Raw genomic sequence first — 23,371 nt, forward strand, 5'->3', positions numbered from 1 at the left:
AGGGTAAACCTTTGTTAAAGCAAAACTACTTCGTAAGCATGAGACTTAAGTTTTGTGTGTAACAAAAAGGGTAAACCTTTGTTAAAGCAAAACTACTTCGTAAGCATAAGATTATTTCTCTGATAGTTGGCTGCTGAGAGGATGGATTGTCCTTCCGATCGCTGTTGCCCCCCAATTTTTTTGAATAACCGCTCCATGCGGTGAAAATTGTGGGACAAAGGCGAACGCTTCGCTTCTCCACGACAATCCATCCTCTTCGCTGCTGATCAGCTTTCTTTTAAATCCGAACAGAGTCTCTCCATCTGCCTAATTGCCCTTCCGATCGCTGCTGATCAGCAAATACAATAATTAATGAGTCCAATTCTTGCGAGTTAAACTCTTTTGCAGGCCTTTTATGAACAACAAAAAAGGCGCATCTTCACCTGTGTAGATACATAGGTAAAGATGCCCCTCGTTTTAGACAAACGGTGGCTGCCATCTTAACACCTCCCTATCTCCCGTAGGTACAGCAGTGCTGTCGAAATAGGCAGGTCTCCTGGCTTCAGCTTCATCGTCTTTCGCTTTCCTTCCCAATCCGACTTCGGATCAGTGGACTCTATTCGCTCAGACTCAACTGTTACAGTGGCGGGACCGCGCCGGCATCACACCGGACTTCCCTTTTAAGCTCATGCAGTGAAGCATAAGCACCTAATTCCATCATATTTGATTGAATTGTAGTATAGCATATCCCGTAATGGATAACTATTCATATTTAATGATATTTATACATTAAGGGCACTCATGCACATGGAAGCGTCATCTCGATGGTCGCTCCTATATTTTCTTCACTAAATACTTGTACAGTTCCATTATGCGTTTCTACAATTTTTTTGCTTACCATGAATCCTAATCCAGTCCCCTTTTCCTTCGTAGTATAGAATGGCTGTCCCAGCTTGGACAGTATATAGTCTGGAATTCCCCCTCCTTGATCAATGAAGCGTACCTTTATAGCTTTATTCCCGCATTTTCGCACCTGGATTCGCAATTCCCCTCCACTAGTCATCGCTTCAATCGCATTCTTTATATAATTAATGCACACCTGCTTCAATTGATTGTCATCGCACATCACATAAGCGCCATCTGCCTCAAAATCCATCAAAATTTGCACATTACTAATAATAGCCTGCGTATCAAGAAGAGGAATAACTTGTGCGACCAGATCACATATATTTTTCCGTTCGAGACGGGTCGCCTGCGGCTTAGCTAGTACAAGCAGCTCGCTTAGAATCATTTCGATCCGTTCAATTTCTGATTCCATAATGTCAAAATAGCGTTTTTTCTCCTTATACCCTGTCTGCATAAGCTGGATAAACCCTTTTATAGCCGTTATAGGATTACGAATTTCGTGGGCGATCCCCGCTGCCAACTGACCGGCTACCGTCAGTTTTTCCGAATTCAGCATGAGCTCCTCTGATTTTTTGCGCTCCGTAATATCTCTGCCTACCCCAATAATCTGTTCAAGCTGTCCCTTCTGATCAACGATTTTGCGCAGGGTGAACTCCATCCAAATATATTGACCATTTTTGTGAAGCAACTGCTTGGTGAAGGTCTGGTCTACTTCAATTGCAATAGACTCCCGATGCGGCTCATCCCATAAATAATGAAAAATATTCGTTCCAATAACATCCTCAGGCTTATAGCCAAGCAGCCGTTCTGTCGCTGGCGACACATAACGAATCATGCCATCAGGAGACAAGAAGGTAATGATATCCTGTGCATTGTCGGATATAAGCCGGTACATTTGCCGGCTCTGCATCAGCTCATTCCACAATCGCGCTTGCTCCGTAATATCTCTCGCAACCCCGCATACACCCACGATATCATGTCCCGAATAGATCGGCGCATTCACTATTTCAAGCACACAGCTTGTCCCATCTGTAGCCATACCGATCATTCTGTAACGCTCTGTGTTACCGGCAGCGGCTGATTGGAAGCTGCGTTCTGTAATATTCAAATAATCGGGATGCGTTACATTCCTAAAGTGGACCAAGCGCTGCTCAATCGCTTGCGCATTATAGCCTGTCGCCCGCTCGAAGGCCTCATTAGCCGATAAGAATGTCCCCTCCAGATCCATCGAATAGACAAGCTCCGGATGGGTAGAGAAGAGGGAAATGTACTGGTCCTGATCCAGTTCTTTATATCTATCATGCCTTTTGAGCTTTATGCTGCTCTTCCTTGTTAATATAATCATCTCTACCATATTGCCGCGCTCATCCCGCACACCGCTGCCCGAGGTCTCTACTTGAATGTATTGCCCATCCTTGCTTCGGATTCGTACAGGAGCGGAGGCGATCGGCTTGCCATTGACGGCATTGTACTGCTGATTTCTTAATTCCTCCACATCCTCAGGATGGGCGAATTGGATTAGCAACTGCCCGAGCATCTCTTCTTGTGAATATCCGAACAGCCTGACCCACGCAGGTGAAGTGTATAGTATAGTTCCGTCAGCGGAGTGCCTGGATATGAGTTCATCCTCTTTATCCGTAAGGTATGGAGTGATTACTTCATTCTTATGCAGGAGTGGAATGGTCTCTCGCTGTTCACTAATATCCGACATCTGATAGATCAGGAACCCTTCGTCATCCTTCGATTTGCCCGGTACGAATGCCACACTTAATCTTGCCCATATATATAGGCCTTCTCGCTGCTTCAAGCGTTGCTCCAACTGATAAAACTTTCTCTTGCCGCTCAATAGTTCTTTCATATAGACCAGATTGAGAATGGAGTCATCACAATGAACAATATCATGAACGACCATTTCACTAAGCTCTTCGAACTCATAAGCCAGCATTCTGGATAAGGAGTGATTGACTTCCATTATCTTTCCATCAAGCCTGGTTAACATCATTCCGATCGGTGCATAACGAAAAGCTTGCGTAAATAAGTTGCCTTTATTCGATTGGCTGTCCAACAACATCGAATTCCTCACCGTCCTGCCACCATATTGCCTAAATCTTCTAGAAAAATTACCCATTTCCTTCTTTTTCTATTTAGTTCATAAAAAAGACAGGACGATCCCGATTGCAAAGCCGCATAATGCCCCATTTACCCGTATCCATTGCAGATCACTGCCGATTTTTTGCTCCAGCATTTGGACTAGCGCCTTATCATCCATTTGATTCAAATTATCCCTTACCAAGAGCCCAATCCGATAATGGTTCTTCTCGATTAAATTGACAACGAATGTAAGGATGGACTGCTCCCATTGCTGCAGCAGCTCTTCCTTCTCCTTAGCATAATCCGATACATACCGAAAGCCCTTCACAATAGAGCGCCCGCCCTGCAAGCTCTCTTCCTCCAATTTATCAAGAAGCAGCTGCCTGATTTCCTCCAAGCGCAAATGAATGAAGCGCTCCATCTCAACACTTCCTGTGCTCGCAGTCAGCCAATTCTTCAATTTATCCATTAGTTCTTCATTATCAGGCATCTGCGATACTTGCTGCCCTATTTCATCTAATAGCTTCTTCCTGTTCCCGCTGCCCGGGGTACTAAGATCACGAATGCCGGATAACAGCATGTTCTGGACCATAGGGCCTAATTTCTCAGGGCTCATAAAACCAACGAAGGCTTGTACAGCAAAGCCCATGAAGCCGCCTACCTTGAGTTCTTCGAGCTTGCTATGCGCCAGCTTGCCCAGCAGCTGCTCAGTCTCGCGCTTGCTCACCCACTGTTTGCCGTGCTGTAGAACATAATCAAGCGCTTTTTCACTCCAGCCCTCGTGAACGAACTTATCCGTCCATTTCTGGAGGAGCGGCTTCAAATCTTGCTTGCTCATATATTGTGAAATTAAGGAACGAAGTACGCCGCTTAGTTTATCTAGAGGAACCTGCTCCAAGGCGGACTGAGCAAACCGAACAGCTGCGACTCGCATTTTCCGCTTGCGAAGCATACCCACAGCACCTGAGGCTACGCCTCTGAACAGCTTCAGCTCACTAAGCTTGCGGCTGATGCTCTCCTTCTTGAGCAATTCATTCTCCATAGCCGAAATAAGCGCATTAATGAGCTTATCTTTATTCTTGAGGAGCAGTGACGTATGAGGGATAGGAATGCCCATGGGGTGACGGAATAAGGCTGTTACTGCGAACCAGTCTGCAATTCCTCCGACTAATCCCGCTTCAAAGCCGCTCTCCAGCATTCTCGACCAGCCTGTATCCGGCAGGCCATATTTTGTCGTAATAAATCCTGCACCCATAACGGCTAACGACAATCCAGCAATATATCTAGTTTTCATTGGGTATCCTCCTATAAAAGGGCTGCATATGATCACTTGACCATTGCTTTCCCTTGTAAGCTTACGGTTGGTTGCATATATGATAATTATACCAGATAATATAGTGAACATTTCATTCGGGCGACTTTGCCTGTTATCTAAGAAGGAGATACCCATTTTGAAGAACACCCGAACATCCTTATTTAAAATAACACCGCCCCAAATCCTTACCTTAGGGTTTGTATTGATTATCGGCATCGGAGCTCTGCTGCTATCGCTCCCTTATGCGACCGTCAGCGGACAATCGACTTCTTTTATAGATGCGCTCTTCACGGCTACCTCTGCGGTCTGTGTAACCGGCCTCGTCGTTGTCGATACGGGCACGAACTATACGATGTTCGGTCAGATTGTGATTCTCGCCTTAATGCAGATCGGCGGCCTTGGCTTCATGACGATGGCAACCTTGTTCGCACTCGCCTTTCGCAAACGCATTTCTTTAAGAGAACGGCTCGTCCTGCAAGAAACGATGAACCAGTCCTCACTAGAGGGAATCGTTCGTTTCATACGCCGTGTCCTTGTATATGCCTTTACAATTGAAATCATCGGGGCCTTGCTACTAACTATTAGATGGTCCGCCAGCATGCCGATCGGAGATGCCTTTTACTTTGGAATATTTCACAGCGTCTCCATGTTTACGAATGCGGGCTTCGATGTAATGGGCGGGATCAACGGACCCTTCACCAGCTTCATCAGCCACGTTAATGATCCTATCGTGAATGCTGTCCTCATGCTGCTCATCTTCCTTGGCGGTATAGGATTTATCGTTCTTGCAGAGGTAATAGACTTTTCCAAGCTGCGTAAGCTCTCCTTCCACTCCAAGGTTGTATTATATGTGTCCTGTGGGCTTTTTCTATTCGGAGCTGTCGTTATCTTTGTGTTTGAATTTACGAATGCCAAGACTTTGGAGCCCCTTAGCATTACGGGCAAGCTGTACAGCTCCTTATTCCAGTCCATCTCACCGAGATCTGGAGGCGCCAGCACACTCGACATTGCATCCATGCGGCATGCCACACAGTTTCTGATCATTATTCTAATGTTCATCGGTGCATCTCCAGGCTCAGCAGGGGGCGGCATCAAGGTAACGACCTTTGCTATTCTGATTGGCGCTGTTATTGCGATGGTTCGAGGCAAGGAAGATGTCGTATTCTTCCGTAGAAGGCTGGCAAAGGACCGCGTCTACAAGGCTCTGACCATTACTTTCGTTTCTCTGGCCTCAATCGTGCTATTCACCATGATTCTGTCAGCAACGGAGGATGCTGACTTTCTCACTCTACTGTTCGAGGTCACCTCAGCATTCGGCACAACAGGGCTATCTATGGGGATTACCCCCCATCTGACAACCATCGGCAAAATACTAATTATATTAACGATGTTCCTCGGCCGTCTCGGTCCGCTAACGCTTGCCTTCAGTTTGGTTCCTACACCAGACAAACAACTGTACCGCTATCCTGAAGGAAAAATTATGATCGGCTAACTGCCGTTCATCGCAATACAAAAAGGCTTATCCCGAAGAGAATTTGTCTCTTCGCGGATGAGCCTTTTTTTATCGCGTGATCGGATCTTCTTCAGTAGCGTTCAAGGACCATTAACATAAATTAAGTACTTTAATAAGATAGTTTAAACACCTTTAAGAGTTAAGTTCAAACATCTTTAAGACATAGTTCAAAGTTAGTTATAGATCGGTTGAAGGCCGTTAAAATATCGTTTAAAGACCGTTGTATATATATTAGTTTTAATGTATATTTATACAATACTAAAAATGATTCGGAGGTTTTAGCATGAAACAAGCTACGCAGCAAGAATTGTCACCTTTACTGGAGGCAGCTGAACAATCCATTCTTTTCACCGCAAAAAGGCCCTCTATTGTTATGGAGCGTGGTGAGGGCATGTACTTGTGGGATACGGAAGGATCACGTTACTTGGACTTTATTGGCGGCTGGGCCGTTACGAATCTCGGACACTCCCCCGCTGTTCTTCAAGAAGCATTGGCTCGTCAGGCAGGCCAGTTAGTCCATGCTAGCCCAGCTTTCTATAATAAGCCGATGATTGAATTCGCCAAGCTGCTGACAGAGCTATCCGGGATGGATAAAGTATTCTTCTCCACCAGCGGAGCCGAAGCCAATGAAAGTGCAATAAAGCTAGCGCGCAAGCATGGAGCCCGCAATTTGAACGGCGCTTATGAAATTATTACATTAACGAACAGCTTTCACGGGAGAACACTAGCCACAATGTCTGCGACAGGCAAACAGCAATGGGACGGCTTATTCGAACCGAAGGTAGCTGGCTTCAAGCATGTACCAATTAATGATCTAGATGCTTGCTTTGCAGCCATTAACAATCATACCTGTGCAATTATGCTGGAGCTTGTTCAAGGAGAGGGCGGTGTGCATGAGGTAGATGCGCCTTATCTGCGTGCACTTCGGAAGGCATGTGATGTGTACGGCATTATGCTCATATTCGATGAAATTCAGACGGGGTTTGGAAGAACGGGCACCCTATTTGCTCACGAGCATTATGGAGTTAAGCCTGATGTCATGACACTTGCCAAAGGGATCGGCGGCGGGTTCCCGTTATCTGCCATGCTAACGACCAATGGCTTCGACCTATTCGAGCCCGGTGATCAGGGTGGCACCTATGGAGGCAGTGCTCTTGCCATGGCCGCCGGCCACGCCGTCGTGCAGGAAATTGTGCGCCTCAATTTGGCGGAACATGCTCGGCAGCTGGGGATCTATCTAACCGAGCAATTGCAGAAGCTAGCCCAATCCTATCCAATCAGCCATATTCGCGGGAAGGGCTTACTCGTAGCCTTCGATGTTCCAGAAGGCTGCGCCGCCCCATTGGCGGCGCAGTGCTTGAAGCAGAAGCTGCTTATTAACTCCCCGAATGCTGCTACCATACGACTAATGCCCGCCCTAATTGTAACTCCCCCAGAAATCGACACCATGATCGAGCTGCTATCCGAAGCGATGGACCAGATTGGACTTACTGCATCTGCTTCAACCTAACTCTTGATCTGAACATACCCAGCAACCTTCGTGGGTTACTGGTCTTGAACGAGGTTACTAGGGTTGACGGGGTTGACGGGGTTGCGAAATCGGATACCAAGGTGACCATTTACGTACAAAGTTACCTCTACGGTTTCCTAGCGGAACGGCGTTCCTCTATTTGCTAATTCTCTGCTTTTTTATCATAATTAACGGAACCGTGTTCCGCTAATTGAAAAAAACAACCTCTAAAAGAGCAAATTCCGAATATTAATGGAATGGAGTTCCGTTATTTCCCTAAAAATAAGAATAAAATAAATAATAACGGAACGTCGTGCCGCTCCCAGTATATAGATGACAAATATATGCTTTTAATCTATAATTAAGCTAATCAAATAATAATTTGCGCGTGAAGCACACCGCTCTCTTCCTGATTTTTCAGGGAGGGAGCTTTTTTTATGAACAAGGAGGCTGTCGAATGATTAGTAATTACGAAATCGCTTATCAACAATGGATAAATGAACAAACTACTCAGCGAACAGGGGAAAGTCTTCGCAAGCTTAAGGAAGGTCACTCCCACGCCGAGCAGCAGTTTTTAAAACAAGTATGGTGGCCTGCAGTCGGACATTTTGATTATCTCTTTGCAGAGCATGAAATCTATGATTTTCGTGATGGAGTTAGATTTATTGATTTTGCCTTTATGCGCCCTCCATTCAAAATAGCAATAGAAGTAGACGGCTTCACTTCTCATGCACGCACCATTGACAGATGGAATTTCTCAGACAGCCGCTTCCGCCAGAATGATCTGGTGTTGGACAATTGGAAGGTATTTCGCTTTTCTTATGATGCGATTAAAGAAAGGCCCCGTGTATGCCAGCAATATATCCAGCAGATCATTGGTCGTCTATATAGTCACTTAGATACCCGTCATGAAGCTTTGCCATTAAAATATCGTGAAATCATCAGACTCGCCTCCTATTCCGAAACCAGCATCACCCCCTCACAAGTGCAGAATTCCCTCAGCTGCAGTAATCGCCATGCTAGAATGCTGCTTAAGCAGATGGTTGAGAACAAAGTTTTGCAGGCCGCAGCAGGCGAAAAGCGTATTCGAAGCTATCGTCTTCACCCTAGCTTCTCTTTTTACGAATAGCAGAACGGTGTTCCATTATTAGCTCCTTTATCAGCATACTTTCCTACAAAGCTAGCATTAGTGATCCTGTTACTTTTTTTATATCTGGCTACTTACATCAGAACCTCTATCAGCAGCTATTTATTGCCCCCCCACTCCCAATACTAAATAAGGAAGCAGTATTTCTGTCTAACGCCAGAATCAAATGGAGCATTAACTCAACATTTGTATAATAAGTTTCACAAGCAAATCAGCAATACACTAATCGAAACCTATAACAGTCCAAGTTGTTAGCCCATACACAATTGCGATACACTAGAGGTACTATACAGCGGAAAGGAACTCCACTATGCAAACCTCTCTTAATCTTACTGTCCGACCTACAGAAATTGATGTTAATGGACATGTGAATAATGCAAAATATTTGGAATACCTCGAATGGGGTCGGGAAGAATGGTATGAAGCGAATGATCTTGCTTATGACGTCTTCAAGCAGTTGGGTGTCCAAACTGTCACCGTAAATATCAACATTAACTACCGCAAAGAATGCCGGCAGGGCGATCAGTTGACGGTAATCACTTCACCAGGAACAGTTGGCAACAGCAGCTACATACTTATTCAGCAAATTGTCAACAAGGCGGGGGAACTATGTGCAGAGGCATCAGTAACCAGCGTTGCTATGGATGTGGATACGCGAAAAAGCCGATCCGTTCCAGATCAGCTTCGTGTTCTATTCTCGCAAACAAAGTAAAAGACTTATGGATAAACAGCTTGAGACATTACACTAAATGATCTCAGGCTTTTTTGCACGTTATCACTCATCTAACTTCTCCACGAACTTCTTGACGTCCTCTAATTTATTGGTTACCAGCAGTACATCCTGCGAAGTTGATTTTACTAATACATACGTTGGATATTCTGTTATGCGGAATCTATCGCTTGGCGGATTCCCCAATGCCTATCTCCCCTAGCAAAATTCACTCTATATTATTGCTCCATTCCACATATTTAAGATTAGGCATTCGAGCTAGAAATGCCGGCTTCTCCGACAGTCTATTATTAGCCAAATTTAAAGAACGCAGCTTCTGTAATTGCTCCATTTGCGGCGGCAGTTCACTCAGCGACGTATAATTAATGGTCAGATGCTCAAGTTCCTTCAGTTCCCCGATCTCAGGGGGCAAATGAGAGAGCTCAACTTCAGATTTACTGATAATTGGCATGCCTGGCTGCAAATCATGATAGCTGCCGCAGCTAATTGTCAGGTGCTTCAATCGCTTAAGACGGCCAATCTCCCTCGGTAGAGCGCGTAAATTGGCTGTTAGTACGCTGAGTGATTCCAATGTATCCAGCTCGAATAGCTCCATTGGCAGCTCTTCAACCCTCTGTTCAAAAATCTCCAAATGAGCCAACCGCTTAAGCTCATTAATTCGACTCGGAATTTCTGTCAGTCCGCGCCATTGAATAATTAGCTTATCAGTCTGATGCCGAATCGCATCATCCAAATAACACTCAAAGCTGGCATGTGCCGTCGGCAATTGAAGAAAAAGCCCCGGAATTTCTTCGGTAATTCTCGCTCCCTCTTCTTCATCAACGACAAGTACAGCAATCTTCTCGTGTGCGATATTGATTAAGAAATCCTTTTGATTCCTATCAACGAAGCACAAATCCTCTGGAAGCTCGGGATGCTGCCAGGAAAACAAGCTGGATGCAGCCTCCTTGAGTACGATCCCCGCTTCCACACTGCAAGAATACTCATAATAATCGCCTTCCGTATAGGCAATAGCATGATTCCCGCTTAATACGCCTAATTCATATTTGCCTATTAGGAACGGCTTTAGTCGGACTAGCACTTCCTTGCAACGAGAGCTCTGCTGCATATTCGCATGACAAGCCAATAAGAATGTCTTTGACCGTGCTATTGCATAGTCAATTAGACGCTCGTACACTGGCCCTCTCGGATCGGTATATAATCGGCAAGACATTTCACAAGCCTCCCTCCACCCTGGTTTTTCCAGTATAGAAACTATTCTATCAAACAACAACAAAAAGAGGTATGTACTCTGCACACCACAATGGCAGAATACATACCTCACTGAAATTACCCTATAATCTTCTCTCTCACATACCGATTCTCGGGAATCGAAAGCTCCAGATTGCCTCGCAGCGTATCGGATTCATACTCTGTCCGGTAGATCCCGCGTTCCTGCAGGATAGGAACAACAAGCTCGACGAAGTCATCCAAGCCCTTCGGTGTTGTCCCATGAATAATGAACCCGTCAGCCGCTCCCTCTTCATGCCACTGTGCAATTAAATTAGCGATCTTCTCTGGTGTTCCTATAAAAGCGCTCCGTGGTGTCGCCGAACGGAGCGCGACTTGGCGAAGCGTCAAGTTCTGTTCCTTGGCCACTCGTTTGATTTTATCCGTTCCACTGCGGAAGCTGTTGCTGCCCACATCCCCTAGGTCCGGGAATGGCTCATCCAATGGAAATTGAGAGAAATCAAAATGATCAAAAAACCGCCCCAAATAGTTGAGCGCCTTATCAATCGTTACAAGATTAGCCAGCTCCTCGTATTTGCTCTCCGCCTCTTCCTCCGTACGACCGATAATTGGTCCAATGCCAGGCAATATGACGATATCATCAGGGGATCGACCATAAGAGACTGCTCTCCGTTTCACGTCGGCGTAGAACTCCTTGCCTTCTTCGATCGTCTCATGCCCTGTAAATACAGCATCCGCACTCTTAGCTGCCAAGTTTCGTCCATCCTCTGATGAACCTGCTTGGAACACAACAGGATGCCCCTGCTTGGAGCGAGCAATATTAAGCGGACCCTGCACGGAGAAATACTCTCCTGTATGATTCAAACGATGCAGCTTCTCCGCATCGAAGAATACACCCGATTCCTTATCGCGGATAAAAGCGTCATCCTCCCATGAATCCCACAGCCCGCGTACGACCTCCAAATATTCCTCCGCGATCTTGTAACGCTCAGGATGGGTAGGATGCTTAGCTTTGCTGTAGTTTTTGGCTGAGCCCTCCAGAGGCGAGGTTACAACATTCCATCCTGCACGCCCTCCACTAATATGATCAATAGAGGCGAATTGCCTTGCGACTGTGAATGGCTCACTATATGAGGTCGATAATGTTCCTACCAGACCAATCTTCGACGTAACAGCACCAAGTGCTGATAAAATCGTAATCGGCTCGAACCGATTAAGAAAGTGCGGGATAGATTGCTCGTTAATATATAAGCCGTCAGCTATAAAGACAAGGTCGAATTTGCCTTCCTCTGCTTTCAAGGCCTGCTGCTTATAAAATTGAATGTTCACGCTCGCATCAGTCAGCGCGTCCGGATGCCGCCAAGCCCCGATATGTCCGCCAACGCCATGAATAATGGCTCCAAACTTAAGTTTTTTCCGCTGAGTCATCCTGAATTCCTCCTTATTCTTCTGCACTAGTCAATTAATGCGGTCTCTTTCAGCTGCAGCTTATAGCATTTCACCAAGACATTGCCGTTGTACATTTCTTTATCTAAAGCGCGCTCGAATCCTAATCTTTCATATAAACGAACGGCTGATTCCATTAAATCGGATGTATGCAAATGCAGCGTCTCAGAGCCTAGCGCAACCGATCTTCTCACGCTCTCCTTAATAAGACGGGTGGCAACTCCCCTACCGCGAACTTTTGTCGAAGTGCCAAGCAGACGGATAATTGGCGAAGTAATGCCTAGCTCTGGGCGTCCATAGGCTGCCTCTGACGATAGGAACAACAACACACTCCCTACTATTTCTCCATTAAGCTCAGCTATAATCCTTGCCTCAGGACCTTTCTTAATAACCGAATTTCGGATAGACTGTGCATATTCTCGCCATCTATCCCCCGGCATCTTCTCCGCATATTCCCCATAAGCCTCCAGCAGCAGGGCTGTGATTGCCTCTTGATCCCGCACCTCGGCGTCACGAATCAGAAGATCGTTCTCCACTATCGTCACATCCTTTTATTGAACTAACAAAAAAAACAAATAAAACACATCGTTTAAATCGGAATTACAATAAAAGCGTAGCATGAGCCCGAGCCATTATGATAATAGACATTCTCTATTGCATCATTAATCTTTTGGATAATTAGCCTTAATCGTGGCAATCTGCCCTAGATGCGACTGTACATGCTGTACGAAAGCATGAGCAATAATCGGCAGAGTAATCGTCTCTCCTTTAAAGTTAACCCCCGTCTTCTGCAAGTCCTCTGTATTCAGTCTTCCGAACAGCAAGTTGTTATATTGCAGCAGGGCTCGAAACACTTCAAGAATATCATCAACCTTACCATCATTAGCCTTAGAGCCTGCTACCCACGCATCCTGATCGAATCGAGGCAATACAGCTGCCGAGTCTGCCAAAATTTCACGAATGCGAAAGGATACAATTATATTGTGGTCGGCCAAATGAGACAGCACTTCCGTTATACTCCATTTGCCTGCTCCCGGGCGCCATGTCAACTGATCATGGGTTAAACCCTCCACCGCTTCCTTTAATTGATGATACGTATTCAAATAGGCTTCATTATTAATAGACTGCTGACTCATCTTCATCCTCCTCTTTTCTCATTAGAAATAAAAAAGCTTCATACGAAGTTATGCTCTCACTTGAAATCGAGATGCAGCGAACAAGCTAAGATCATGCTTTGTGATTCCTGCAGTAGCGAGATCTGCGAGCAGTTCTCCGACAACGCTTGCGAATTTGAAGCCATGTCCTGAGAATCCACCCGCCAGCAGCACATTCGGCTGCTCAGGATGACGATCTATAATGAAGTCCTCATCCGGAGTCAGCTCATATTTGCATACTCCGCCACGCAGCAGCCTGCCTGCTGCTAGAGGCATGAAGGCTGCAAGCGCAGAGCGAATATCAGCTTCATCTTCTGCATAACTGCCGAATGGTTGAAGAGATTCGCCCGGCTGCCAATCCACGCCTACCTCATGTCTGCCGATCTTGATGCCAGCCCCGCCAATGCTCGGAAAGCCATAATAGCCGCCATTGGATGTGCCAAGCGTGAAGCCGGGGAACACTCCTTCATGGAATAACGGCTCAGCTGCTTGAAACCAGCCGACAACTCTGCGGACTGCCCGAATGGGTAACGAAACGAACGGCTCCAGCGTTTTGAACCAGGCACCTGCGCTTATAATCACTTTGTCTGCTCGGACAATGCCGCTCGGCGTATGGACGGCAACACCCTCCCCGTCAGCTTCTATATGCCTGATTAACGTATGAACGCGCAGCTCTGCCCCTGCTGCCAATGCTTGCTTGCGATATGCCGCAATGCAGCGCTCACTGAGCAGATATCCGGCATCTGGTTCATATAAGCCGACGTAATCTTCAGGAAGCTTGAGTCCCGGCCATCGGAACATCATTTCTTTGGCGTCCAGCTGTTCCACATTAAGCTTGAAAGCAGCAGAGTTATTAAGCTTTTTGTTCAAGGAGAACAGCTTGGATGAGGTCATATTCAGAACACCAGATTGGATGAGCAACGATTCATCAGCTTCTTCCTCAAGTTCATTCCATAGCTGATGCGAACGAAGCGCCAATGCTGTATAAGTCTCGCCACCATGATAGGCATGCCGGATCAGTCTTGGCTCGCCATGATGGCTGCCATTCTGATGGGGCGGATCGAAGGCATCAATCAACAGCGTACGTACTCCCCGCTTCGCAAGATGATAACCCGCACTCATGCCCATCGAGCCAGCTCCAACAACAATAACCTCGTATGAGCTCATAGCTGCGCTCCTTCACCTGCTGAAGAAGTACCGCTCTCCTTAGAACCGGCAAATCTAATTAAGGCAATCCGGGCAGCCTCTGCGAAAAATTCGGCACTGGAAGGCAAAGCACGTTCATCCAGATCAAAGGCTGGATGATGCCATTCCTGCGAGCCGGATGTACCCATAAATACGAATAGCCCTGGAACTTCTTTCTGATAGAAGGCAAAATCTTCACCGGCTGGAGAAGGACGGGGAATGACCGCCGTTAGCCCCACTCTATTCGCAGCTTCATTTGCAAGGCTGGCCAAATGCTCGTCGTTATGAACGGGAGGCGGACCTTGTATCCATCTCACTGAGGCTGTAGTGCCATAAGCAGCAGCTACTCCTTGCACGACTTGCTCTACTCTCTCCAGCACCCGCTTTCTAACTCCCTCCTCAAAGGTCCTGAGCGTCCCGTCCAATATCGCTTTCTCTGGAATCACATTCCATGCTGTACCGCTATGGATCTTGGTAACGCTTATAACTGCGCTCTCGATAGAGCTGACATTCCGGCTGATAATGGATTGGAGAGCAGTGACAATATGCGCTGCCGCAACAATCGGATCGATTCCAGCCTCCGGGACCGCCGCATGGGTTCCCCTCCCCTCTACTTCAATGACAAAACCGTCCGCCGCCGCCATCAACGGGCCTTCTTTGATTCCTACTGTGCCAAGCGGAAGATCCGGCTTATTATGCATGCCGAATATCGCCTGTACATCTGAAAGTGCTCCGCTTCGCAGTACCTGCAAGGCTCCGGTCGCCTTCTCCTCGGAAGGTTGAAAAATAAACCGTACCGTTCCCTGCAGCTCACTTTCCCGCTGCTTCAAGAGCAGCGCTGTTCCCAATATGGCAGCCGTGTGAAAATCATGCCCGCAAGCATGCATCCTTCCCGGAATAAGGGATGCGTACTCGAATCCTGTCTCCTCTTGAATCGGCAGAGCATCAATATCGGCACGTATCGCAATAATTGGTCCAGCTCCAGAGCCCACCTCAGCGATCAGCCCCGTTCTCAGCTTGTACTCCGCGATCCGAATACCGGACTCCTCCAGCTTTTCCCTAATGAATTGCGTCGTCTCATACTCTTCATTAGATAATTCGGGATAGCGATGCAGATGCCGCCGTATATCAACTAATTGCTGTTCAAAGCTAACCTCTCTCTCTATTTCCCGTATTTCTCCCATGTAAGCAACTCCTCCAAGTTTTGCGCTAGCAAAACTGCTTCGTAAGCATTAGCCCCAAGTTTTGCTTTAGAAAAACTGCCTCTTAAGCGTTTCTTACGCCCCTGTTAGCCTATAGTGCCAGCATCAGCCAGCGATACTTCAGAGAATGCTTGCTTCAATAGCTCATAAGAGCGCAGGCGCTGAGCTGAATCCTTAACAGCTGTAACGATAATAAACTCGTTCACACCGTGGACCCGCTGCGTCTCCAGAAGCTTGGCGCGTACAGTTTCCTTGGAGCCTTTGATCACTTCGGCTTCTCGCTCCACAATCGTATAATCTTGACCAGATTGTCTGCCGAACTCCTCGGCCTGCTGGATGGTCCCCACATTAATCGTCTTGCCATCCGCAAGTGTAATCCGTACGTTCTTCATGTTAGCAGCGAGAGATTCTGCCTGCTCATCGGTATCCGCTACGATAACCGATACCGCAAGAATAGGTTCGGCCTGCTTGCCTTTCCCCGTGTCGAACCGCTCCTGATATACGCTCAATGCCTCAGCTGCTGTGTCAGGATCACTATTAATGAATTGTGCGAATACATAGGGAAGCCCTTGCTCGGCGGCTAACTCAGCACTCGATACACTCGTCCCGAGCAAATAAATATCTGCTGCCTGCTCCGGAATTGGTAATGCCTGAAGGCCAGCCAGCGGATGCTCCTTATCCAAGGTATTATGAATGAATTGATCAAGCTCAACCAGCTTATCAGTCAAAGACTGCTGTTCAGCTAGTCCCTTTTGCAAGGCTTGCGTAGAACGAGGCAAGCCGCCAGGTGCCCTGCCGATGCCCAGATCAATTCTGCCCGGAGCAAGCGCAGCAAGAAGATTGAAATTTTCCGCCACTTTATAAGGACTATAATGCTGAAGCATAACGCCGCCAGAGCCTAATCGAATGCGATTGGTCTGAGCGATCAGATAAGCGAGCAATACCTCCGGTGATGACCCGGCAACAAGTGCAGAGTCATGATGCTCCGACACCCAGAACCGATGATAGCCAAGCTCATCTGCTTGCTTTGCCAGCCGCACCGTATGCTGGAAGGCTTCCGCTGCCGTCTCTCCCGGAAATACCGGGCTTTGATCCAAAATGCTCAATCTAATGCTCATGACGATCTCTCTCCCATTCGTAATCGAGTGTTCTCGCTAAATGTTATAGCTCCATTCCGGAGTTATCCGTTTCAGGAACTGCTTCGTTCTCTCTTCCTTCGGAGCACCGAACAGATCATTCGGCTTGCCTTCCTCGACAATCACTCCCCCATCCATGAAGACCACATGATTGGATACCTCGCGCGCGAAGCTCATCTCATGGGTGACGACGATCATCGTTATGCCTTCTCTAGCGATTTTGCGAATGACATCCAGCACCTCGCCAACTAGTTCAGGGTCAAGTGCTGACGTAGGCTCATCGAACAAAATCACTTCCGGATTAATAGCGAGCGCCCGTGCTATACCGACACGCTGCTGCTGGCCGCCTGACAATTGGCTGGGATAAGCATCCAGCTTCGTACTGAGCCCGACCTTTTCCAATACCGCTGCGCTTCTGGCTCTAGCCTCTTCCTTAGGAAGCTTCTGTACAACAACAAGCCCCTCCATCACATTCTCAAGAGCCGTTTTGTGCTTGAACAAATTATAATGCTGGAATACCATGGCTGACTTTTGCCGAAGCTGATGGATGTCCTTTTTCCCTGCACGCTTAACATCCAGTTGAAAATCGCCGATCGCGATTTGACCCGTATTGGGGCGCTCCAAATAATTGATACACCGGAGCAGCGTCGTCTTGCCTGATCCGCTCGGACCAAGAATGACAACAACCTCGCCCTTATCGACCGAAAGGCTGATATCGTTCAGGACACGTGTTTTGCCGAAGGACTTCGATATATGGCTTAGCTTGATCATGCGACACCCCCTCGATTGTAATTACTTATTCGTTTCTCCAGCACCCCTGTCCCCTTCTCAATCAAGATCGTCATTCCCCAGAATAGAACAGCTGCTGCGATATAAGCCTCAAGAAAATTCCAATTGCGAGCTGCGCTAATCTGCGCCTGAGCATTAATCTCCACGACCGATACGGTAAAAGCAAGTGTCGATCCATGCAGCATGCCAATCAAGCTACTCGATAAATTCGGCAAGCTTACCGCCAGTGCTTGAGGCAATATAATACGGCGAAGCGCCTGCCCCGTCGTCATGCCAACCGCATAGGCAGCTTCAATCTGGCCACGATCAACGGCTTGGATGCCCGCTCTTACGATCTCTGACATATAGGCTCCTGCCGTCAATGAGAAGGCGATATAAGCGAATCCGATCATCGGCAGAAGCTGGGCGGTTGTGTAGGATAAGCCAACAGCGGCAGCAAAGCTATCGAACAGAATCGGCAAGCCGAAATAAATAAGCAGCAAATGCATCAGCATCGGTGTACCGCGAATGAACGTAACATAAGCAGCCCCCAATTGACTCAACACTGGCACTTTGTAGATGCGAAAGAGCGCGACCGTCGTTCCGATCAAAAAACCGAACACTACAGAAACAATTGTAATGTACAACGTATTAGGCAATGCTCCGAGCAGTTGAGTAAGCGCCGTCCACATAAAAGCCCAATCCAGCTGCATACGGCTAGCCTCCCTTTTCAATTCGTGGAATTAGCGTTCTCCTCCAATAGGTACGCTCTCTTGTCGCCTTGTCATCCTTGCCCAATACATGCTCATGCCTCAGCAGCCTATTCTCAACCAAATTGAACAGTCTCTCCAGCACTATGCTGATGACCAAATAAATGAAGGACAAGGCCAAATAAGTCTCGACATAATGAAGCGTTCTAGCGCCAAGTGTGACAGATCGCCCGGTCATCTCCATCATCCCCAAGGTGAAGGCAAGCGACGTATCCTTCAAATTAGCGATAAGTACATTCGCGAAGATCGGGATAGATATCGCCAAGGCCTGTGGCAAAATAATTCTCGTAAACGCTTGGAACCCGCCCATCCCGATTGAATAGGCAGCTTCCACCTGCCCGCGATCTACCGCATTGACTGCGGCGCGAATCGCTTCCGAGATGAATGCCCCATTGTTCATGGCGTAGGCAACGACAACGAACAGCAGCACATCCGCTCGGGAGAGATCAATGCCAATTAGCTTCAGCAATTCCGGCATTCCATAATAGACGAGGAACAGCTGAATCAAGATCGGTGTGCCCCGAAAGAAAGAAACATACACACGCGACAGCCGATTTAATACTGGGATTTGATACATTCTCGGGAGGGCTACAATGAAGCCGATAACAATACCCAGCCCCATTGAAGCCGCTACGATAAATAAGGTAATAGGCAGATAAGCTAATAATTTGGGTATAAAGTCGAACACATACTTTATGTCAAATGGATTTCCCATTCCTGCACCTCGCCTTTATAACCAAGTGGTTGAATGTACTTTATTTGGTCGTCGCTTCATCAAGCGACTTGGTGAAATCCTGCCCCAGCCATTCAATGCTGAGCTTGGCAATCGTCCCGTTTTCCTTTGCCTTTTTAATGGCTTCATCCAGCTTGTCGGACAGCTCCTGGCTGTCTTTTCGAAGGACGAAGAGCACATCGGATTGAATCAGCGGCTCTCCCACCGTCTTCATGCCGGGCTTCCCATCAGGACCCGGGTAGAAAGGAATCGAGAAGTCTGTCGATAAGGTCGCATCCACTCGCTTATTTCTAAGGAGAGTCACGACATCATTGGCTCCGCCATCGGAATAGATAATTTCGAAGGGATTGCCGTTGTTCTTGTTATATTCCTGCAGAAAATAGCCTTGATTACTCGTCGGCGATATATAAACCTTCTTCCCTTTCAAATCCTCGATCGAGTGAATATCCGTATTGTCCTTTTCTACCGCGACTTTGCTAAGGAAGATGCTATATGGTTCTTTATTGAACAGAAATTTCGCTTCTCGCTCAGGATTCTTCTCCATTTGGTGGGCAACAAAATCAATTTTGTTCGTCTCCAGACTAAGCAAAAGATTGGAAAATTCCTGCGTCTGGAACTCGAACTCATACTCCGGCAATAGCTTATCAAGCTCTCTTACCAACTCCACATCGAAGCCAGTCAGCTTGCCATCCTCATCAAGAAAGCAGACATTTGGAAAATTAACGCCTGTACCTACAATAATTTTTTTCACACCTGAGGGTTGCCCCTGCACTTCCTCATTTTGTTTAGAACCGCAAGCTGTTACCATCAAGCCAAGAACAAGAAATGCCGCGATAAATGTGAACTTTTTCATTCTCTATTCCCCCGTTTACTATCATATTGGATTGTCATCAAACAGCATAATTCTTAAACCAATAAAACCTATTTGTTTGGTATGAATTATGTTGTGATAAATTTATCATCCGAGTAATATCCCGTCAATACGCCGGATAATAGAGTTTTTCTATATGAAGATACAATAATCCAATACTACATTTTTCCATGAAGATTCAGCTCTTTCACCAGCTTCAGGAACACATCGAAGAATAAGCTGTTCTCGCCGTTCAAAGCAATCATATTCGTCTGAAGAGAAATGCCTGCTACCTCAGCCATTTCGATCGGTACAAGCCTGCCTTCATTCACCTCATCATAAGCGCATAGGCTTGGCAGAAAAGCTATGCCTGCCTTTTGCAGCACCAGCTTTTTGGCTGTCTCCAAATTGTCAGAATGGAAAGCGATGGTCGGCGGCAGTTCCAGCTCTTCGAATACCCGATGAATGCGCAGCCAGTCCAAGGACCCGCATTCAAAGAACACAAGGGGATACTGGCCAATCCGTTCAATCGTAATATCAGCATGATAAGCGAAGGGATGCCCTTCATACACATGCAGCCTGATTGGGTCCTCATACAGCTTCACTGAGCGAAGATTCGGATGAGTCGTATGGCGGACGAACCCGATATCAATCTCTTTGTTCAACACCTTATTAACGAGATCATCAGTGGTGGCCGTTATGACCTTGAATAAAATATCGGGATACTTCAATTTCGTGGCTGACAGCAGCTTCGGGAGCACATAATTAGCAACGGAAGCCGTACAGCCGATACGCAGCTCTCCCGGCAACGATTTGTTCTGATGAAGCTGTTGCTTCCCTTTTTGCAGGGTCTGGAGAAGCTGCTGGGCATAAGGCAAGAATCGTTTGCCCTCCTCCGTTAATTGCGTCTGCTTCCCCATGCGGTCGAACAGCTTGCAGTCCAGCTCCCGCTCCAATGACTGAATTCGCGCGGACACCGAGGGCTGTGACAAGAACAAAATTTCGGCTGCCTTATTGAAGCTACCATAATGAATCACATAGACGAAGGCTTCTATATTCTCAATGTTCATCGCACAAGACTCCCTTTCATACGAACGGATTGGATAATTTTAATCCACACTTACTAATTCATACTTAACATATGTAAAAACTAGGTATTGTTGCTTCATCATAATTCAGGTATAGGAAAAGTGTCAATCGTTGGAAAAAGAAAAAGACCGAACCTGTGAGGTTCGGTCTAACTTATTGGAGTGATGGGTTAAGACCATGAAAGTCCAGTAGCTGCAAGTGCTTCTTTTAGCTGCCTGATCGTTTTGGGCCCCAACCCATGCAATTGAAGCAGTTCTGCCTCGCTATGCTTCACTACCTGATCAAGACTTGTAATACCAGCGCCCGCCAGCGCACGAAGCGCAGGCTTGGACATGCCGTTTGGAAGCTCGTAGTGTTGTTTATTGTTATTGGTCATTAAGAGGTACTCCCTTCTTCTGATGTGTTGAAATAACCTTCTATTGTTCATTATTCTGTTTACTGATTGATTCCAATCAAGTCTAATAGAAAAAAGCACATACTGTCCTTTAAACATAGTATCCCTTTAATAAATATAAGGAAATGAGCAATATCATTTAAGATTTACCATAACGAATAACCACTTGTATGCTTCATCTGTATGAGACAAAATTGCATCTCCGCTGTTAGGTGTATCTGACAATTGAGCTGCAGTTCAGAGTTTTAAACTCACATGTTTTCTAATAGAATAAATTAGTTACTCTATATCGAAAATTTCTTTTTTCCAGTATCTGTACAAATATGAAATAATACCACGTCTATTTTTTATATAAATACATTCTTTAGAAAATTTAGTGATTCTAATTTGTGTATTATTAACTGAGTTTGAAAAACAAATGAACTTAGTAGCTCGTCCTCTGGAAGATGGAGAATAGTAGACAAAGCCAACTTCAACAATATCCTCCCAGTTTAATTTAATATTTTTTTTAACCGACCTATATTCAACACCCTTTTCACTAACTACTACTACTTTATTTATCCCAGCAAAATAAAAATAGCTAATTAAAATAGAAAACCAACTAACAACAATTATTATTTTAATCCACGGATTAATTATTTCACTAAAGTAAATAATAATAGTCGGTATTACCGCCAAAATCATTAAATATACGAACATAGCAATTAATACAGCTGGATTAATAAATAAATATTTCCTCACCTATTCCCTCCCTTTTTAAAGCCAATAAATAAGATTTATCATATAGAAGAAATATAAATTTTCCGGTTTTAACCATAATTCATTTGTTTAAAAATTCAAACTGGATAAGTAACTATATTCTGTTAGGTATAATAAATAATACTCGTCGTATACTCAATAGTTAGAGTTGAATGTTTTCAAATATAGCTCTAACAAATACAAGTCTTCTTCTTCCTCCCGATCTTGCCCATCGCTTCTATCTTGGCGATATACTCAGTTGCGAGCGGCACTTTACAAGCTGTGTTGCCCACCTCCACATGAACCTTGCCGATAGCCTCAGCGATCTCCTTCGCTTCCTCCGTCAGCTCCATAACATAAGCCCCGACTGAGATGACGAATGTATTCATGACGTACCTCAACCGATTGCGTTCTTCATGAATTGTAGCTCCTACTTGATTGAGCAGGCGGCGAATCTCTGCGATATCCAAATGCTCATCTGGGGCGATAGACACGTAGTTCGCATACGTGCTCCATCCGCTGACAGCAATCAGCTCCTCGGGTGAAGCGATCCATTCCATTGCCAGCTCGCGGGCAAATGAACTTTCTGCCGCCATATTCGCTACCGTATATTCCGCTGGACTATACCAATGAGCCTTGTTCGCCCACTCTTGCAAAGTTTCCTTAGAGATAGTCTTCGGATTGACCGTCAGCCCTGCCAAATACATCGCATCCGAATTGCCCGAATCGTATAGGGCCAACGCCAGATCCTGATCCTTCTTCACCTCTTTGACCAGCTTCTTCATATCACCTATTTTCACACCGAAGAAAGGCTCCTTCGCCCCATGACGCTCATATGTTTTTTTCGTTTGTTCAGTTCCCATATTCTCTAAAGCCTGCATGACCTCTTCATAAGTCATCCTGTTGCCCCCGATCTTCTATTCGCTTCCTATAAGTATATCCAAACGATGAACTTCCCTCAATGTTGCGCCTATAAAAAAAGAAGCAGCGATGAATAACCATCTGCTGCTTCTTCCCTTACTAATATTAGATCAACGCCGACAAGCGAGAGTTGTCTATCGCTGCTTTCCCGTACGCTTCTTGGCCTGCCTTTGTATCTATGCTGTTCAGCTGTCCCGTTAGCTCCATGAACCAAGCCTCATTCCGCGTGGACAATGCCAGATCAATAAAATTACGAAGGTAGGGCTCATCCTCATTCACCATTTCAGGCAGCTTCTTGATCCAACTGTCACGTACCGCCACCGTATCCCCGATAATATTAGCATTATCCGAATGAACAACGTTGACCTTCACGAAGCCCTGCATACTATCTATCATTTCAATAAAGCCTAGAATAAGTTCTCCATCATGAGCTTTGCCGCGCACCCAATCGCTAATCTCTAATTTCATGCTTACCCACCGCCTTCTAATCAAAATATAACTGTAACTTTTTAAGTTACTGTAATATTAATGGATACAGTTCGCAATGTCAAGCGAATGCCAAAA

The 23,371-nt window shown here is 46.1% G+C and carries 24 protein-coding genes and 1 riboswitch; of the genes, 4 read left to right on the forward strand and 20 right to left on the reverse strand.

Features of this window, described 5'->3' with window-relative positions:
• Positions 1–92: 92 nt before the first annotated feature.
• The 3 genes from AC50YO_RS22700 to AC50YO_RS22710 all read right to left on the reverse strand — a co-directional run bounded on the left by AC50YO_RS22700 (position 93) and on the right by AC50YO_RS22710 (position 4,270).
• The gene (locus tag AC50YO_RS22700; protein WP_494850526.1) at positions 93–251 is read right to left on the reverse strand and encodes a hypothetical protein; all 159 of its coding nucleotides are present in this window, start codon (positions 249–251) and stop codon (positions 93–95) included.
• A gap of 257 nt (positions 252–508) precedes the next feature.
• A riboswitch (cobalamin riboswitch) is annotated at positions 509–706 on the reverse strand.
• A gap of 72 nt (positions 707–778) precedes the next feature.
• Positions 779–2,968 (reverse strand): PAS domain-containing sensor histidine kinase, encoded by a 2,190-nt coding sequence (locus AC50YO_RS22705; RefSeq protein WP_494850528.1) that lies wholly within the window; start codon positions 2,966–2,968, stop codon positions 779–781.
• Positions 2,969–3,034: 66 nt separating this feature from the next.
• Positions 3,035–4,270: a DUF445 domain-containing protein gene (locus tag AC50YO_RS22710; RefSeq protein ID WP_494850530.1), complete on the reverse strand. Its 1,236-nt coding sequence runs from the start codon at positions 4,268–4,270 to the stop codon at positions 3,035–3,037.
• Positions 4,271–4,427: 157 nt separating this feature from the next.
• On the opposite strand from AC50YO_RS22710, the gene AC50YO_RS22715 reads away from it, so the two are divergent.
• The 4 genes from AC50YO_RS22715 (at position 4,428) to AC50YO_RS22730 (ending at position 9,173) form a co-directional block, all read left to right on the forward strand.
• Positions 4,428–5,783 carry a TrkH family potassium uptake protein gene (locus AC50YO_RS22715; protein WP_494850531.1) on the forward strand — a complete coding sequence of 452 codons (1,356 nt, stop codon included), beginning with the start codon at positions 4,428–4,430 and terminating at the stop codon, positions 5,781–5,783.
• A 304-nt stretch (positions 5,784–6,087) separates the two neighbouring features.
• Entirely contained in the window at positions 6,088–7,314 is a 1,227-nt protein-coding gene (locus AC50YO_RS22720; RefSeq protein ID WP_494850532.1) for an aspartate aminotransferase family protein, read from the forward strand.
• 457 nt (positions 7,315–7,771) lie between these two features.
• Complete coding sequence (locus AC50YO_RS22725) at positions 7,772–8,443, forward strand: SgrR family transcriptional regulator (RefSeq protein ID WP_494850534.1); 672 nt, start codon at positions 7,772–7,774, stop codon at positions 8,441–8,443.
• A gap of 328 nt (positions 8,444–8,771) precedes the next feature.
• Positions 8,772–9,173 carry an acyl-CoA thioesterase gene (locus tag AC50YO_RS22730; RefSeq protein ID WP_494850536.1) on the forward strand — a complete coding sequence of 134 codons (402 nt, stop codon included), beginning with the start codon at positions 8,772–8,774 and terminating at the stop codon, positions 9,171–9,173.
• Between the two features lie 63 nt (positions 9,174–9,236).
• Here AC50YO_RS22730 and AC50YO_RS22735 read toward each other — a convergent pair whose 3' ends face one another.
• The 17 genes from AC50YO_RS22735 to AC50YO_RS22815 form a co-directional block, all read right to left on the reverse strand.
• On the reverse strand, positions 9,237–9,377 hold the full coding sequence (locus AC50YO_RS22735) for a hypothetical protein (RefSeq protein ID WP_494850538.1): 141 nt from the start codon (positions 9,375–9,377) through the stop codon (positions 9,237–9,239).
• A gap of 22 nt (positions 9,378–9,399) precedes the next feature.
• Positions 9,400–10,404 (reverse strand): leucine-rich repeat domain-containing protein, encoded by a 1,005-nt coding sequence (locus tag AC50YO_RS22740; protein ID WP_494850543.1) that lies wholly within the window; start codon positions 10,402–10,404, stop codon positions 9,400–9,402.
• Between the two features lie 116 nt (positions 10,405–10,520).
• Entirely contained in the window at positions 10,521–11,849 is a 1,329-nt protein-coding gene (locus AC50YO_RS22745; RefSeq protein WP_494850547.1) for an LLM class flavin-dependent oxidoreductase, read from the reverse strand.
• A gap of 26 nt (positions 11,850–11,875) precedes the next feature.
• A complete protein-coding gene (locus AC50YO_RS22750) occupies positions 11,876–12,403 on the reverse strand; it encodes a GNAT family N-acetyltransferase (protein ID WP_494850549.1) in 528 nt (175 codons plus the stop codon).
• 126 nt (positions 12,404–12,529) lie between these two features.
• Positions 12,530–13,003, reverse strand: a complete 474-nt coding sequence (locus AC50YO_RS22755) for a DinB family protein (RefSeq protein WP_494850552.1) — start codon at positions 13,001–13,003, stop codon at positions 12,530–12,532.
• Between the two features lie 48 nt (positions 13,004–13,051).
• The gene (gene solA / locus AC50YO_RS22760; protein ID WP_494850556.1) at positions 13,052–14,188 is read right to left on the reverse strand and encodes an N-methyl-L-tryptophan oxidase; all 1,137 of its coding nucleotides are present in this window, start codon (positions 14,186–14,188) and stop codon (positions 13,052–13,054) included.
• On the reverse strand, positions 14,185–15,390 hold the full coding sequence (locus tag AC50YO_RS22765; protein WP_494850559.1) for an amidohydrolase: 1,206 nt from the start codon (positions 15,388–15,390) through the stop codon (positions 14,185–14,187). Before AC50YO_RS22765 ends, solA begins: the two co-directional genes overlap by 4 nt.
• A gap of 104 nt (positions 15,391–15,494) precedes the next feature.
• Positions 15,495–16,526: an LLM class flavin-dependent oxidoreductase gene (locus AC50YO_RS22770; protein ID WP_494850563.1), complete on the reverse strand. Its 1,032-nt coding sequence runs from the start codon at positions 16,524–16,526 to the stop codon at positions 15,495–15,497.
• Positions 16,527–16,562: 36 nt separating this feature from the next.
• Positions 16,563–17,315, reverse strand: coding sequence for an amino acid ABC transporter ATP-binding protein (locus AC50YO_RS22775; protein WP_494850566.1), 753 nt, complete (start codon positions 17,313–17,315; stop codon positions 16,563–16,565).
• Complete coding sequence (locus tag AC50YO_RS22780) at positions 17,312–18,025, reverse strand: amino acid ABC transporter permease (protein ID WP_494850568.1); 714 nt, start codon at positions 18,023–18,025, stop codon at positions 17,312–17,314. The genes AC50YO_RS22775 and AC50YO_RS22780 overlap by 4 nt, the downstream gene beginning before the upstream one ends.
• 4 nt (positions 18,026–18,029) lie before the next feature.
• Positions 18,030–18,797, reverse strand: a complete 768-nt coding sequence (locus AC50YO_RS22785; protein ID WP_494850570.1) for an amino acid ABC transporter permease — start codon at positions 18,795–18,797, stop codon at positions 18,030–18,032.
• A 40-nt stretch (positions 18,798–18,837) separates the two neighbouring features.
• The gene (locus AC50YO_RS22790; protein ID WP_494850572.1) at positions 18,838–19,668 is read right to left on the reverse strand and encodes a transporter substrate-binding domain-containing protein; all 831 of its coding nucleotides are present in this window, start codon (positions 19,666–19,668) and stop codon (positions 18,838–18,840) included.
• A gap of 176 nt (positions 19,669–19,844) precedes the next feature.
• Positions 19,845–20,735, reverse strand: a complete 891-nt coding sequence (locus AC50YO_RS22795) for a LysR family transcriptional regulator (RefSeq protein ID WP_494850574.1) — start codon at positions 20,733–20,735, stop codon at positions 19,845–19,847.
• Between the two features lie 188 nt (positions 20,736–20,923).
• Positions 20,924–21,130 carry a helix-hairpin-helix domain-containing protein gene (locus AC50YO_RS22800; protein ID WP_494850576.1) on the reverse strand — a complete coding sequence of 69 codons (207 nt, stop codon included), beginning with the start codon at positions 21,128–21,130 and terminating at the stop codon, positions 20,924–20,926.
• A gap of 297 nt (positions 21,131–21,427) precedes the next feature.
• Positions 21,428–21,889 carry a PH domain-containing protein gene (locus AC50YO_RS22805; protein WP_494850578.1) on the reverse strand — a complete coding sequence of 154 codons (462 nt, stop codon included), beginning with the start codon at positions 21,887–21,889 and terminating at the stop codon, positions 21,428–21,430.
• Positions 21,890–22,077: 188 nt separating this feature from the next.
• Positions 22,078–22,785: a DNA alkylation repair protein gene (locus tag AC50YO_RS22810; protein WP_494850580.1), complete on the reverse strand. Its 708-nt coding sequence runs from the start codon at positions 22,783–22,785 to the stop codon at positions 22,078–22,080.
• A gap of 127 nt (positions 22,786–22,912) precedes the next feature.
• Positions 22,913–23,275 carry an IDEAL domain-containing protein gene (locus AC50YO_RS22815; protein ID WP_494850582.1) on the reverse strand — a complete coding sequence of 121 codons (363 nt, stop codon included), beginning with the start codon at positions 23,273–23,275 and terminating at the stop codon, positions 22,913–22,915.
• Positions 23,276–23,371: the final 96 nt, after the last annotated feature.

The sequence above is a fragment of the Paenibacillus sp. J22P59 genome (assembly GCF_059383895.1).

Bases quoted from the DNA above. Each gene is read 5' to 3' on its own strand.
- AC50YO_RS22700 (WP_494850526.1), bottom strand. From the start codon at position 251: ATGGATTGTCGTGGAGAAGCGAAGCGTTCGCCTTTGTCCCACAATTTT.
- AC50YO_RS22710 (WP_494850530.1), bottom strand. From the start codon at position 4,270: ATGAAAACTAGATATATTGCTGGATTGTCGTTAGCCGTTATGGGTGCA.
- AC50YO_RS22720 (WP_494850532.1), top strand. From the start codon at position 6,088: ATGAAACAAGCTACGCAGCAAGAATTGTCACCTTTACTGGAGGCAGCT.
- AC50YO_RS22725 (WP_494850534.1), top strand. From the start codon at position 7,772: ATGATTAGTAATTACGAAATCGCTTATCAACAATGGATAAATGAACAA.
- AC50YO_RS22730 (WP_494850536.1), top strand. From the start codon at position 8,772: ATGCAAACCTCTCTTAATCTTACTGTCCGACCTACAGAAATTGATGTT.
- AC50YO_RS22740 (WP_494850543.1), bottom strand. From the start codon at position 10,404: ATGTCTTGCCGATTATATACCGATCCGAGAGGGCCAGTGTACGAGCGT.
- AC50YO_RS22745 (WP_494850547.1), bottom strand. From the start codon at position 11,849: ATGACTCAGCGGAAAAAACTTAAGTTTGGAGCCATTATTCATGGCGTT.
- AC50YO_RS22755 (WP_494850552.1), bottom strand. From the start codon at position 13,003: ATGAGTCAGCAGTCTATTAATAATGAAGCCTATTTGAATACGTATCAT.
- solA (WP_494850556.1), bottom strand. From the start codon at position 14,188: ATGAGCTCATACGAGGTTATTGTTGTTGGAGCTGGCTCGATGGGCATG.
- AC50YO_RS22765 (WP_494850559.1), bottom strand. From the start codon at position 15,390: ATGGGAGAAATACGGGAAATAGAGAGAGAGGTTAGCTTTGAACAGCAA.
- AC50YO_RS22770 (WP_494850563.1), bottom strand. From the start codon at position 16,526: ATGAGCATTAGATTGAGCATTTTGGATCAAAGCCCGGTATTTCCGGGA.
- AC50YO_RS22775 (WP_494850566.1), bottom strand. From the start codon at position 17,315: ATGATCAAGCTAAGCCATATATCGAAGTCCTTCGGCAAAACACGTGTC.
- AC50YO_RS22780 (WP_494850568.1), bottom strand. From the start codon at position 18,025: ATGCAGCTGGATTGGGCTTTTATGTGGACGGCGCTTACTCAACTGCTC.
- AC50YO_RS22785 (WP_494850570.1), bottom strand. From the start codon at position 18,797: ATGGGAAATCCATTTGACATAAAGTATGTGTTCGACTTTATACCCAAA.
- AC50YO_RS22790 (WP_494850572.1), bottom strand. From the start codon at position 19,668: ATGAAAAAGTTCACATTTATCGCGGCATTTCTTGTTCTTGGCTTGATG.
- AC50YO_RS22795 (WP_494850574.1), bottom strand. From the start codon at position 20,735: ATGAACATTGAGAATATAGAAGCCTTCGTCTATGTGATTCATTATGGT.
- AC50YO_RS22800 (WP_494850576.1), bottom strand. From the start codon at position 21,130: ATGACCAATAACAATAAACAACACTACGAGCTTCCAAACGGCATGTCC.
- AC50YO_RS22810 (WP_494850580.1), bottom strand. From the start codon at position 22,785: ATGACTTATGAAGAGGTCATGCAGGCTTTAGAGAATATGGGAACTGAA.
- AC50YO_RS22815 (WP_494850582.1), bottom strand. From the start codon at position 23,275: ATGAAATTAGAGATTAGCGATTGGGTGCGCGGCAAAGCTCATGATGGA.